The following is an 11,991-nucleotide window of genomic DNA, read 5'->3' as shown; positions in this document are numbered from 1 at the left end:
TTCCGTACTACGGTGTACGCGCGCAAGGGTTGCGCGGCTACCTGAAGACCTACCTCGAACCCACGGCGATGATGCTGCCGTTCAACCTTATCAGCGAACTTTCGCGCACGCTGGCACTGGCCGTGCGCCTGTTTGGCAACATGATGAGCGGCGGCATGATCATCGCCATCTTGCTCACCATCACGCCCTTCCTGTTCCCTATCGTGATGACGGCGCTCGGCCTGCTGACAGGCATGGTGCAGGCCTATATCTTCAGCATCCTGGCCGCCGTCTACCTAGCTGCAGCCACCGATCCGGGCGAGGCCCATGCCGCTTCGCCAACCACCCTTGTTGAACCCCCAAAAAAGGACTATTCCCATGGATAGCATGACTCTTATCGCTGTGGCATCCATCGTGGTTGCCGGACTCACCACCGGCTTCGGCTGCATGGGCCCGGCTTTTGCCGAAGGCCGGGCCGTGGCAACCGCACTGACTGCATTGGCGCAGCAACCGGATGCTTCGGCCACCATCACGCGCACTTTGTTCGTAGGCTTGGCGATGATCGAATCCACTGCAATCTACTGCTTCGTGGTGTCCATGATTTTGATATTTTCCAATCCCTTCTGGAACGCCGCCATCGCCCATGCCGCAGGCAAGTAAACCATGTTGATCGATTGGTTTACTGTCGGGGCGCAGGCGCTCAACTTCACCATCCTTGTCTGGTTGCTGAAGCGTTTTCTCTACCAGCCTGTGCTGGATGCCATCGCTGCCCGCGAAGGTCTGATTGCCAAACAGCTTGCCGATGCCGATGCAGTGCGGCGCAGCGCAGAAGAGCAGCGCCGGACTTTTGCACAAAAGAGCGATGCCTTCGATAAAGAACGCGCCGCTCTGCTGGACAAAGCACAGCACGATGCGCAGGCCGAGCGCGATCAGCTGCTTGCCAGCGCTCGCCAGGCGGCAGATGCCCTGAGCCACAAGCGGCGTGAGGCGCTACGCGGCGAGTTGGCCGTGCTGCAGCACACGCTGGCAGAAAGCACCCAGCGTGAGGTCTTTGGCATCACACGCCGTGTACTGGCAGACCTGGCGTCCGCCAAGCTGGAGGACGGCGTGACAGATATCTTTGTGCAGCGGCTAAATCAGTTGGACGACACCGAACGCAGCAAGCTGGTCGCCGAACTCGCAGCGCCTGGAGCGCAGCCCCTGGTACGCAGCGCCTTCAACGTGCCCGACCCACAACGCGCCGCCATAGAGGCTGCCGTCAATAACCGGCTGGGCACGCCTGCCACACTGCATTTCGTCACCGCGCCCGAGCTGGTGTGCGGCATCGAACTCGTCGTTGGTGGCCAAAGACTGGCCTGGAGCATCGACCAGTATCTCGACGCACTACAGCGCACCGTGGCCGAGTTGTTGGACCCACCTGTCAGCCCAAGTCTGGCAGCAGCACCCAAAGCCCACGGCGGCATGCCAGCACCCATAGCAGATGCCGCATGACAAGTGCCGACACCTCTCCCCTGGTCACGCTGGCCCCCATATTCAACGCCATCGGCGATGCCTGCAGGCAGTTCGTGCCTGCGCTGGCCGCTGCAGAGTTTGGTTCCATCCGCAGCGTGGCTACCGGCGTTGCCCAGGTCAGCGGCCTGCCCAACGTAGGCTTCGATGAGCTGCTGCGCTTTCCCGGTGACACCTACGGCATTGCGTTCAATGTGGACGAGGACGAGGTCGGCGTGGTGTTGCTGGACGACTACTGGCGCCTCAAGGCGGGCGACCCGGTAGAGCGTACCGGTCGCGTGATGGACGTGGCCGTGGGCGAAGCTCTGCTGGGCCGTGTAATCGACCCACTGGGCCGGCCGCTGGATGGGCTAGGCCCGGTGGCAGCCAGTGTGCGGCTGCCGATCGAGCGCCCGGCCACGCCCATCATGGAGCGCGCTGCGGTATCGGTGCCACTGCAGACCGGCGTGAAAGCGATTGACGCCCTGATCCCGATAGGGCGCGGCCAGCGCGAGCTGATCCTGGGTGATCGGCAGACGGGAAAAACCACGATTGCCATAGACACCATTCTCAACCAGCGTGGCAAGAACGTGCTGTGCGTCTACTGTGCCATCGGCCAGCGCGCATCCGCCGTGGCGAAATGCGTGGCTACGCTGCGCGCCCACGGCGCGCTGGAATACACCGTGGTTGTGGTGTCCGAAGGCAATCAGCCGCCTGGCTTGGCGTACATCGCCCCCTATGCCGCCACCAGCATTGCCGAACACTTCATGGAAGCCGGGCGCGACGTACTTATCGTGTACGACGACCTGACCCAGCACGCGCGGGCCTACCGCGAACTCTCGCTGCTCTTGCGTCGGCCACCGGGTCGAGAGGCGTTTCCGGGAGATATTTTCTACATCCACTCACGGCTGTTGGAGCGTTCCACGCATCTCAACGCCGCCCGTGGCGGGGGCTCACTGACGGCGCTGCCCGTCGTCGAGACCGAGGCCCAAGACATGTCGGCCTATATCCCGACCAACTTGATCTCGATCACCGACGGACAGATCTATTTGTCGCCCACCTTGTTCGAGCTGGGGGTGCTGCCGGCCGTGGACGTGGGCCAGTCGGTATCGCGTGTGGGCGGCAAAGCGCAGCTGGGCGCTTTCCGCGCCGTGGCCGGCGACTTGAAGCTGGCCTATGCGCAATTTGAAGAGCTCGAAACCTTCTCCAAGTTCGGTGCCCGCCTGGATGCCGACAGCCGACAATCCATAACCCATGGTCAGCGCATTCGTGCATGCCTGAAGCAGCCTGCATCCGATCCCGTCTCGGTGGTCGAGCAGATTGCCATCCTGAAGGCGTTGACGGCAGGCTTGTTCGACACCGTACCTCTGTCGGGTATGCCACAGGCCGAGGCAGCCGTGCGATTGGCCGCCAGCCGCATCCCCACTGCTGTTGCAGAGCGTTTGCTGCAGGGCGGAAAACTCAGCGAGGACGACACGCAGACCATCGTCAACGCCGCCAAGGGGGCACTGTCTGGCCTGGATAAACAGTCGCCGGCACCTGTAGACACGGCAGAGGATGCCGTCGAGAAAACCACGGCGTGACCGATTCGATCGCCACGCTGAGCCACCAGATCGGCAGTGCCAGTGACCTGCAGTCTGTTGTGCGCACCATGCGCGCCGTGGCGGCATCCAGCATCCACCAGTACGAGCAATCGGTGCTGGCGCTGGCCGACTACCGCAACACCGTGAACCTGGGCCTGGCCGCCTGCATGCGACTCGCCGATGTTCCAGCGCCGATACCACGGCCTGCATCCCGCCCTACAGGTACTTTGGGTGCGATCGTTTTTGGATCTGACCAGGGGCTGGTCGGCCAGTTCAATGAGCTGGTGGTCGAACACGCGCTTAACGTCCTGCAAAAGTTGCCAGGACCCCAGGTGTTTTGGGCTGTGGGCGAACGGGTGACAGCGCGACTGGAGGATGCCGGCATTGCCGTTGAAAGCGCCTATCCGGTACCGAGCTCGGTGGCGGCCATTGCGCAGCTGGTGGACCGGCTGCAGTTCGACACTGAAACACATCCCAGCCAGCGCGCATTGCCGCATATCCACATTTTCTACAATCGCCCGCATTCGGGTGCGCTCTACGAACCTGTGGACGAGCGCTTGCTGCCGCTGGACAAAACCTGGCGCGACAAGTTACGCATGCAGACCTGGCCGACACCCATGCGGCCCCAGCTTATGGGCCCAAGCGTTTCGACCCTGCAGTTGCTCATACGCGAGCATCTTTTTATCTCGCTGTACCGCGCCAGTGCCGAATCACTAGCCAGTGAAAACGCCAGCCGGTTGGCGGCCATGGAGCGCGCCGACAAGAACATCGAAGAACTGCTGACCAGCCTGCGCAACAAGTTGCACAGCCAACGGCAGAGTTCTATTGATGCGGAGCTGTCCGATGTGTTGGCCGGGTATGAGGCCCTGGCGGCCAAGGTGCACCGCTAGTGTGGTGTTGCGCGCTATCTGGAACATAAAACCGCGTCTTTCTGCCCCTGATGTCGTTGCAAATCCGCGCCATAGCGGAGCTATGGCTGTGGTTTGCGCCTAATCCTGGCCCAAAATCCATCGGTTTTATTTGTTCCATCAAGCACACAACACCACACTAGGATCGTGAACACGTTCTAAGCCAGCAAAAATCTTCGCCCAACCTTCGTGTCCTCTTCCAGCACCTCCACCGTCTCGTCCTTCAAGTCCACGCCGGACAACTGCCGTTTGCGGGATTCGCGCAGCAGCATGTGCAGTTTGTAGGCCGCATCGAAGTAGGACAGGCCTTCGGGGCGCACATTGGAGATGCAGTTGCGCGCCGCGTCGGTCAGGCCGACCTGCGGAGCCCAGGTGAGGTACAGGCCCATGCTGTCGGGCGCGCTCAGGCCGGGGCGTTCGCCCACCAGCACCACCACGGCTTTGGCGCCCAGCAGTTGGCCCACCTCGTCGCCCACCGCCACGCGACCCTGGGTGACGATGGTGGTGGGGGCAATCGACCAGTCTTCGGTGCCCAGGCGTTGCAGCAGGGCGTGGATGAAGGGCGCGGCGTTCTGGGCAATCGCCAGGGCCGACAGGCCGTCTACCACCACCAGCGCCAGATCGTAGGGGCACACCGGCTGGTACAGCGCGGCCAGCGTGTCGTGCGAGGCGGTGTTCAAGCGGCGGCCCAGGTCGGGGCGCTGCAGGTAGGTGCTGCGGTCGGGCGCGGCGCTGGCCAGCTGCAGCGCATCGGGGTGGCCGGGCAAAACATCGCCCAGTGCCTGCACCAGGCTGGCGGTGTCGAGTGGCAAATGCACAGCATCGCGGGCACGGGCGTGGTCGAGCTGGAAGTCGAGCTGGGGCGCGGTGGGCAGGCTGATGCCGCTGCGGCCCAGCGCGATGCGGGCGGCGGTGAGGCTGCGCAGGGCCTGCCAGGGGTTGGGAATCACGTTCATGGGGAGCTCCTTAGCCCATCGCTAACAAAGCGTGGGCAAATGGTTCAGGCAGGGCCGCGCCGAGTTGGGCCACACCGTCACCTTCAAAAATCTGCATGCGGTGCAGCCAGGCCTCGAACTCGGGCGCGGGGCGCAGGCCCAGCAGACGGCGCACGTACAGCGCGTCGTGGAACGAGGTGGTCTGGTAGTTCAGCATGATGTCGTCCGAGCCGGGGATGCCCATCACGAAGCTGCAGCCCGCCGTGCCGAGCAGGGTGAGCAGCACGTCCATGTCGTTCTGGTCGGCTTCGGCGTGGTTGGTGTAGCAAACGTCGCAGCCTATGGGCAGGCCCAGCAGCTTGGCGCAGAAATGGTCTTCCAGCCCGGCGCGGATGATTTGCTTGCCGTCAAACAAATACTCGGGCCCGATGAAGCCGACCACGGTGTTGACCAGCAGCGGCTTGAAGGCGCGGGCCACGGCATAGGCGCGGGCCTCGCAGGTTTGCTGGTCCATGCCATGGTGGGCGTTGGCCGACAGGGCGCTGCCCTGGCCGGTTTCAAAGTACATCACGTTGTCGCCCACCGTGCCGCGGTGCAGCGACAGGGCGGCGCTGCGCGATTCGGCCAGCAGCGCCAGGTTGATGCCAAAGCTGCGGTTCGCCGCCTCGGTACCGGCGATGGACTGGAACACCAGGTCTACCGGCGCACCGCGCTCAATCGCCTGAATGGTGTTGGTCACGTGGGTCAACACGCAGCTTTGGGTGGGGATTTCGTAGCGCTGGATGATGGCGTCCAGCATGGTCACGATCTTGATGACCTGGGGCACGTTGTCAGTGGCCGGGTTGATGCCGATCACCGCATCGCCGCTGCCGTACAGCAGGCCGTCGAGCACGCTGGCCGCGATGCCGCTGGTGTCGTCGGTGGGGTGGTTGGGCTGCAGGCGGGTGGACAGGCGCTGCTCCAGGCCGATGGTGTTGCGAAAGGCGGTGATGACGCGGCACTTTTTGGCCACCAGTATCAAATCCTGGTTGCGCATGATCTTGCTCACCGCCGCTGCCATCTCGGGCGTGATGCCGGGGGCCACCACGGCCAGCGTGGCGCTGTCCACCGCGTCGCTCAGCAGCCAGTTGCGGAAGTCGCCCACGGTCAGGTGGCGGATGGGGGCGAAGGCGGCGGCATCGTGCGTGTCGAGGATCAGGCGGGTGACTTCATCGCTCTCGTAGGGCACCACCGCTAGGTTCAAAAAGGTCGCCAGTGGCAAATCGGCCAGGGCCATTTGCGCGGCCACCCGCTCCTGCGCATTGCCCGCCGCCACGCCCGCCAACAGGTCGCCCGAGCGCAGGGGCGTGGCCTTGGCGAGCAAGTCACGGAGATCGCGGAAGCGGTAGGTGTGGGCACCAACCGTGTGGACAAACTGGGGCATGCGGACCTTTGGGGATGGAACGGCTTTGGTGCACGCAGGCGTGCACGGTGAAAGTTGTGCAACTTTGATGCCAACCAGGTCGGCATCAAATACTACGAAATATGTAGCTGCTGGCGCAGGTGCTATCTGCGCTAAAGGCCTATTTAATGCCTAAAGCTAGATGGGCCGGGGTTGGGCCAAAAGCTTGCCCCCTGTTGCTCTGGCGCAGCGCTGCACCGCCATTGGCATCTGCCGGTGCCTGCCGAACAGGCACCTGCGCGACGCCGCTAAGGCCGTCAACACATCCACCAAAGAATCTGCCTGTGTCGCGCCTAAAACGCCATTTGCTGTCAGGGCTGGACGGTGAATCGGCCACATCGGCGGTGGGATCTTTGTAAGCTGGCAAGTGGTATGTTTCTTCCATTCCCAGGAGTTTTCATGAGTCTTGAGGCCTTCAACACGCTGGCTGCGCTGGCGGCACCGGTCGCCGATTTGCTGCCCGAACTGGTGGCCTTGCGCCGCGACCTGCATGCCCACCCCGAGCTGGCCTTCGCCGAGCGCCGCACCGCTGGCATCGTGGCGCAAAGCCTGCGGTTGATGGGCCTGGAGGTGCACGAAGGCCTGGGGGGCACCGGCGTGGTAGGCACGTTGCGTTGCGGCAATGGTGGGCGCAGCGTAGGCCTGCGTGCCGACATGGATGCGCTGCCGATGGTCGAGCTGGGTCAAACGGCTTATGCCAGCCGCACCCAGGGCGTGCACCATGGCTGCGGCCATGACGGCCACACCAGCATGCTGATCGGTGCGGCCCGCCAACTGGCTCGCACGAGGCCCTTTGACGGCACGGTGCATTTCATCTTCCAGCCTGCCGAAGAAGGCAAGGGCGGCGCGCGGGCGATGATGAACGATGGCCTGTTTGAGCGCTTCCCCTGCGACAGCGTCTACGCGCTGCACAACTGGCCCGACCTGCCGCTGGGCCAGGCGCAGACCCGGCCTGGGCCCATCATGGCGGCGGCCGACCGCTTCGATATCGTGCTGCGTGGCCGCGGCGGCCATGCGGCGCAGCCGCAGCACACGCCGGATGCCATCCTCGCCGCCAGCCTGTTGGTCACGCAGCTCAATACCATCGTTTCGCGCCGTATCGACCCCAGCGAATCGGCGGTGCTGTCGGTCACGCGCATTGAGGGTGGCCACAGCCACAACGTATTGCCGGCCGAGGTGTCCATCACCGGCACCGTGCGCAGCTTCGACCCCGCCACGCAAGACTGCATCGAAGCCGCGCTGCGCGCCTGCGTCGAGGGCGTGGCGCTTGCCAACGGCGTGCGGGCCGAACTGAACTATCTGCGCTACTACCCGGCCACCATCAACACCGCAGCCGAAGCCGCCCTTGCGCTGGATGCCGCCAGCGCCATCGGTCTGCAGGCCAGCGTGGCACCGCGGGCAGCGTTCACCTCGGAAGATTTCTCTTTTATGTTGCAGCAATGCCCGGGTGCCTACCTGTGGCTGGGCCAGGGCCGCGCCGACCCCGGACCGGACGGCGAGCGCGCGTTGCACCACCCCTGCTACGACTTTAACGACGACGCGCTGCCGCTGGGCGTGCGTTGGTTTTGCGAGGTGGCAGAGCGCGCGCTGGCGACACCCCCCCAATCACAGACCGCTTCCCCTGCAGCACATCCGGCCGATCCGCCCTCGGAGCTGAAGCCATAGGCCGTGGGGTGCACTGCCCCAAGTGGTGTGCTCAAGGTCCGCAGAACGGCACCACCAAAAATGCCAGACCCCCTGCGGATTGACAAAGAAACTGCTTGGGTTCCGCTGCGATATGGCATCTCCTGTAAGGGGGCTCAACCTAGACTTATTCCACCTCAACGCAACGGATTAACCCATGGTATTCAAACCAAAATTCATCAGTTTCGATTGCTACGGCACCCTCATCAACTTCGAGATGGGCCCGACGGCAAAAGTCCTGTTCAAGGACCGTGTACCGGCCGACCGGATGCCGGCCTTCCTGGACAGCTTCCGGGCCTATCGCCTGGACGAGGTGCTGGGTGACTGGAAGCCTTTTTTTGACGTGGTGGAGAACGCCATTCAGCGTACCTGCAAGGCGCACGGCATCGAATGTCGGGCATCGGATGCCGCCTCTTTGTACGCCGCAGTGCCGACCTGGCAACCGCACCCGAATGTGGTGGAAGTGCTGGAGGCGATCGCGCCGCATGTGCCCCTGGTGATCCTGTCGAACTCGATGGTGGACCTGATCCCGCACAGCGTGGCGCACCTCAAAGCCCCTTTCCACGCGGTCTACACCGCCGAGGAAGCGCGCGCCTACAAGCCGCGCATGCAGGCTTTCGAATACATGTTCGACCAGCTTGGCTGCGGGCCCGATCAGATGCTGCATGTCTCGTCGAGCTTCCGGTATGACTTGATGACGGCATCTGACCTGGGCTTCATGGCCAAGGCTTTCATTGACCGGGGCCATGAGCCCACGTCAAGCGAATACGGCGTGAACCGCTTGACCGACGTTCGCCAGCTTCCTGCACTGCTCGGACTCTGATGTCCGGCCCGACCCCCCACCCTAAGACCCAGGACGTGGTGCCGCATGGGTATCCCGCCGAGGCCGCGGCGCTCAGCACCGCCGTGCCGGACCTGGCGCCCGCCGAAGTGCAGGCGCAGGTGGCGCAGCTCTACGGCATTCACGGCAGCGTGAAGCCCTTGGCCAGTGAGCGCGACCAAAATTGCGCCGTGGTGGCGGCCGACGGCACACGCTACGTGTTCAAGATCAGCAACCCCTCCGAGCCGGTGTCGCTGGTCGACTTCCAGATCGCTGCCCTGGAGCACATCGCGCACACATCGCCCAACCAGCCCGTGCCCCGCGTGGTGCGGACGCTGGACGGCCGCACGCACAGTGGCGTGGCGCTTGCCGACGGCACCCCCACCACGGTGCGCATGCTCACCTAACTCGAAGGCATTCAGATACGGGACACCCCCCGCACGGCTGCGCAGCGCGTGGCCATGGGCAAGGGTCTGGCCGAGTTGAACCTGGCCCTGCAAGGCTTCACGCACCCGGCGGCCGCGCACGATCTGCTTTGGAACGCGTCCGCCGCGCACCGGCTGACCGTTCAGCTCGACAGCCTGCCAGAGGGTCTACGCCGTGTACTGGCCCAGTTGTTTATGCAGCGCTTCACCGCGCATGTGCTGCCGCGCCTGGCGTCGTTGCGGGCGCAGGTGATCCACAACGACTACCACCTCTACAACGTCCTGGTCGCACCCGACGCGCCGACGCGCATCACCGGCATCATCGACTTAGGCGACATGCTCCTTGCACCCTTGGTCGGCGAGGTGGCCACGGCTGCCGCCTTCCACATGACCGGCAACGCCGACCCCTTCGAGGGTGCGGCGCAGTTTGTCGCTGCCTACCAGTCAGTCTTGCCATTGACCGAGCCGGAGCAGGACATCGTCGCCGACCTCATGGCGACGCGCCACCTGGTCACGGCCTTGATCTCGGAGTGGCGCGCTCTGCGCTATCCCGAAAACCGCGCTTACATCATGCGCCACAACCCCGCAGCCTGGGAGGCGCTGGAGCAGATGGCCGACGTCCCCCGCCACGACGCGCGCGACCGCTTATTGAACCCCACACGAAACGGAACCCCCTCATGAAAACCACCGCTGACTTCAACATGGTGAATGCCTACATCCCCGGCCGGGCCAACGTCGGCCCTGTGACCGAGGCGATGATTGCGCGGCGTAATGCGCTGCTCGGCCCGGCCTACCGGCTGATGTACGAACACCCGCTGCACATCGTGCGCGGTGAAGGCGTGTGGCTGATCGACCCGGAAGGCCGCCGCTACCTCGACGTCTACAACAACGGCACCTCGCTCGGCCACTGCCACCCTGCGGTGACCGAGGCGATTTGCCGCCAGGTGCAGACGCTCGCCACCAATACGCGCTACCTCCACGACACTATCCTCGAACTGGCCGAGCGCCTGCTCGCCAGCGTGCCCGGCACGGACCTGGCCCACCTGATGCTGACCTGCACCGGCAGCGAGGCCAACGACCTGGCCTACCGGATTGCCAAGGTGCGCACCGGCGGCACGGGCATGATCGTTACCGACACGGCCTACCACGGCATTACCGATGCCGTGTCGCAGTTTTCACCATCGCTGGGCGCGACCGTGGACCTCGGCCCGCACGTGCGCCTGGTGCCGGCGCCGCGCCTCTACGATGCGGGAGGCGCTGACCTGGGTGAGCGCTTCACGCGCGACGTTGAGGCGGCCATCGCCGACCTGCGGCGCCACGGTATCAAGCCGGCGGCCTTGATCGTCGACTCGCTCTTTACCAGCGACGGCATCCTGCCGGAGCCTGCAGGCTTTCTGAAGGGCGCGGTCGAGGCGATCCAGCGCGCGGGCGGCCTGTTCATTGCCGACGAGGTGCAGCCCGGTTTTGGCCGCACCGGTGAGCACATGTGGGGTTTCCAGCGCCACGGCCTCGTTCCCGACATCGTGACCCTGGGCAAACCGATGGGCAATGGCCAACCGATCGCCGGCCTGCTCGCGACCGCCGATGCGCTGGCAGAGTTTGGCGCGTACTCGCGCTACTTCAACACCTTCGCCGGCAACACGGTTTCGTGCGCAGCGGCCTTGGCGGTGCTGGAGACCATCGAACGAGAAAAGCTGATGCCGCATGCCGCCAACGTTGGCAAGGTGTTGCTCGATGGCATCGCCGGGCTGGCCACTAAGCACGAGGCCATTGGAAACGTGCGGGGGGCGGGGTTGTTCGTCGGCGTAGAGCTCGTGTCGGACCGGACGACGCGGGCGCCCGACCGCAGCCTCACCAGCCAGGTGGTCAACCTGATGCGCGACAAAGGCGTGCTGCTCAGTGCCTGCGCGCAGGGGCACAACGTGCTGAAGATCCGCCCGCCGCTGGTGCTGTCGGCGGAGCAGGCCGGGATGGTCATCGAAGCGCTGGACGCATCGCTCACCGAGGCGCTGCACAAGTCGCAGGTGTTGACCCGATAGCAAGAACGGCCCATGAAACCCGCAGTTTCGCTCGACCGGTTCGACTTCAAGATCCTTGTGCATCTGCAGCGCGACGGGCGCTGCTCGAATGTCGACCTGGCTGAGTCGGTGGGCCTCAGCCCCAGCCCCTGTCTTTTGCGCACCAAGCGGCTGCAGGAGATGGGGCTGATCCGCGGCTACAGCGCCGATATCGCTTTGGAAAAGCTGGGCAACTACGTTATCGTGTTCTCGGAGGTCACCATCAGCAGCCACCGACCGCATGATTTCCGCAAGTTCGAGGAAGGCGCCGGTAGGTACAAGGAGATCGTCGATTGCTACAACGTCAGCGGTGGCTACGACTACCTGCTGAAAATCGTCGCGCCCGGCGTCGGCTATTTTCAGGCGCTGATGGAAAAGATGCTGGAAGACGATATCGGCATCGAACGCTTTGCCAGCCGGATCGTCTTGCGCCAGCCGCTAGACCGGCGCGAGTATCCGCTGGGCATCATCGCGACCCAGAAACGCTGGGAGTGAGGGCCGTGGGACTCAGGCCGCGAGAAGGACGGGCCACCGAAAAATTTAAATGAAATAGGCCTCCAGCGCATATTCAATATGCGCTAGGCGCTATGTTTTTAATAGTATTTTGTGGGTAGAAGGCATCTTTCAGATGGGCTGACCGCAGGCCGCCCAGGCGACGCCGCTCGGTCACGC

At 64.1% G+C, this 11,991-nt stretch carries 11 protein-coding genes and 1 pseudogene; 10 read left to right on the top strand and 2 right to left on the bottom strand.

Features of this window, described 5'->3' with window-relative positions:
• From ABI213_RS12120 to ABI213_RS12100, 5 genes are all read left to right on the top strand, one after another.
• Window positions 1-365 (top strand): F0F1 ATP synthase subunit A (locus tag ABI213_RS12120; protein ID WP_348027268.1); only part of this gene is annotated, 365 nt, incomplete at its 5' end.
• Complete coding sequence (locus ABI213_RS12115) at window positions 358-639, top strand: F0F1 ATP synthase subunit C (RefSeq protein WP_348027266.1); 282 nt, start codon at window positions 358-360, stop codon at window positions 637-639. The genes ABI213_RS12120 and ABI213_RS12115, both read left to right, overlap by 8 nt.
• Window positions 640-642: 3 nt before the next feature.
• Window positions 643-1,470 carry a F0F1 ATP synthase subunit B gene (locus ABI213_RS12110; protein WP_348027264.1) on the top strand — a complete coding sequence of 276 codons (828 nt, stop codon included), beginning with the start codon at window positions 643-645 and terminating at the stop codon, window positions 1,468-1,470.
• Entirely contained in the window at window positions 1,467-3,050 is a 1,584-nt protein-coding gene (locus tag ABI213_RS12105; RefSeq protein WP_348027262.1) for an alternate F1F0 ATPase, F1 subunit alpha, read from the top strand. The genes ABI213_RS12110 and ABI213_RS12105 overlap by 4 nt, the downstream gene beginning before the upstream one ends.
• Window positions 3,047-3,940, top strand: a complete 894-nt coding sequence (locus ABI213_RS12100) for a F0F1 ATP synthase subunit gamma (RefSeq protein WP_348007644.1) — start codon at window positions 3,047-3,049, stop codon at window positions 3,938-3,940. The genes ABI213_RS12105 and ABI213_RS12100 overlap by 4 nt, the downstream gene beginning before the upstream one ends.
• A gap of 176 nt (window positions 3,941-4,116) precedes the next feature.
• Here ABI213_RS12100 and eutC read toward each other — a convergent pair whose 3' ends face one another.
• A complete protein-coding gene (eutC, locus tag ABI213_RS12095) occupies window positions 4,117-4,914 on the bottom strand; it encodes an ethanolamine ammonia-lyase subunit EutC (RefSeq protein WP_348007643.1) in 798 nt (265 codons plus the stop codon).
• A 10-nt stretch (window positions 4,915-4,924) separates the two neighbouring features.
• On the bottom strand, window positions 4,925-6,316 hold the full coding sequence (locus ABI213_RS12090) for an ethanolamine ammonia-lyase subunit EutB (RefSeq protein ID WP_348027260.1): 1,392 nt from the start codon (window positions 6,314-6,316) through the stop codon (window positions 4,925-4,927).
• 417 nt (window positions 6,317-6,733) lie between these two features.
• On the opposite strand from ABI213_RS12090, the gene ABI213_RS12085 reads away from it, so the two are divergent.
• The 5 genes and pseudogenes from ABI213_RS12085 to ABI213_RS12065 all read left to right on the top strand — a co-directional run bounded on the left by ABI213_RS12085 (window position 6,734) and on the right by ABI213_RS12065 (window position 11,814).
• Entirely contained in the window at window positions 6,734-7,999 is a 1,266-nt protein-coding gene (locus ABI213_RS12085) for a M20 aminoacylase family protein (protein WP_348007641.1), read from the top strand.
• A gap of 175 nt (window positions 8,000-8,174) precedes the next feature.
• Complete coding sequence (locus tag ABI213_RS12080; RefSeq protein WP_348007640.1) at window positions 8,175-8,840, top strand: haloacid dehalogenase type II; 666 nt, start codon at window positions 8,175-8,177, stop codon at window positions 8,838-8,840.
• Window positions 8,840-9,943 (top strand): annotated as a pseudogene (locus ABI213_RS12075) (phosphotransferase). The gene ABI213_RS12080 and the pseudogene ABI213_RS12075 overlap by 1 nt, the downstream one beginning before the upstream one ends.
• Window positions 9,940-11,301, top strand: a complete 1,362-nt coding sequence (locus ABI213_RS12070) for an aspartate aminotransferase family protein (RefSeq protein ID WP_348007639.1) — start codon at window positions 9,940-9,942, stop codon at window positions 11,299-11,301. Before ABI213_RS12075 ends, ABI213_RS12070 begins: the two are co-directional and overlap by 4 nt.
• A gap of 12 nt (window positions 11,302-11,313) precedes the next feature.
• Window positions 11,314-11,814, top strand: coding sequence for an Lrp/AsnC family transcriptional regulator (locus ABI213_RS12065; protein WP_348007638.1), 501 nt, complete (start codon window positions 11,314-11,316; stop codon window positions 11,812-11,814).
• Window positions 11,815-11,991: the final 177 nt, after the last annotated feature.

Origin of the sequence: Rhodoferax sp. (assembly GCF_039922535.1) — a bacterium.
GTDB lineage: Bacteria > Pseudomonadota > Gammaproteobacteria > Burkholderiales > Burkholderiaceae_C > Rhodoferax_B.
This window is presented reverse-complemented; position numbering and strand designations above follow the sequence as displayed.

Coding starts and splice junctions, on each gene's coding strand:
- ABI213_RS12115 (WP_348027266.1), top strand. CDS start 358: ATGGATAGCATGACTCTTATCGCTGTGGCATCCATCGTGGTTGCCGGA.
- ABI213_RS12110 (WP_348027264.1), top strand. CDS start 643: ATGTTGATCGATTGGTTTACTGTCGGGGCGCAGGCGCTCAACTTCACC.
- ABI213_RS12105 (WP_348027262.1), top strand. CDS start 1,467: ATGACAAGTGCCGACACCTCTCCCCTGGTCACGCTGGCCCCCATATTC.
- eutC (WP_348007643.1), bottom strand. CDS start 4,914: ATGAACGTGATTCCCAACCCCTGGCAGGCCCTGCGCAGCCTCACCGCC.
- ABI213_RS12090 (WP_348027260.1), bottom strand. CDS start 6,316: ATGCCCCAGTTTGTCCACACGGTTGGTGCCCACACCTACCGCTTCCGC.
- ABI213_RS12085 (WP_348007641.1), top strand. CDS start 6,734: ATGAGTCTTGAGGCCTTCAACACGCTGGCTGCGCTGGCGGCACCGGTC.
- ABI213_RS12080 (WP_348007640.1), top strand. CDS start 8,175: ATGGTATTCAAACCAAAATTCATCAGTTTCGATTGCTACGGCACCCTC.
- ABI213_RS12070 (WP_348007639.1), top strand. CDS start 9,940: ATGAAAACCACCGCTGACTTCAACATGGTGAATGCCTACATCCCCGGC.
- ABI213_RS12065 (WP_348007638.1), top strand. CDS start 11,314: ATGAAACCCGCAGTTTCGCTCGACCGGTTCGACTTCAAGATCCTTGTG.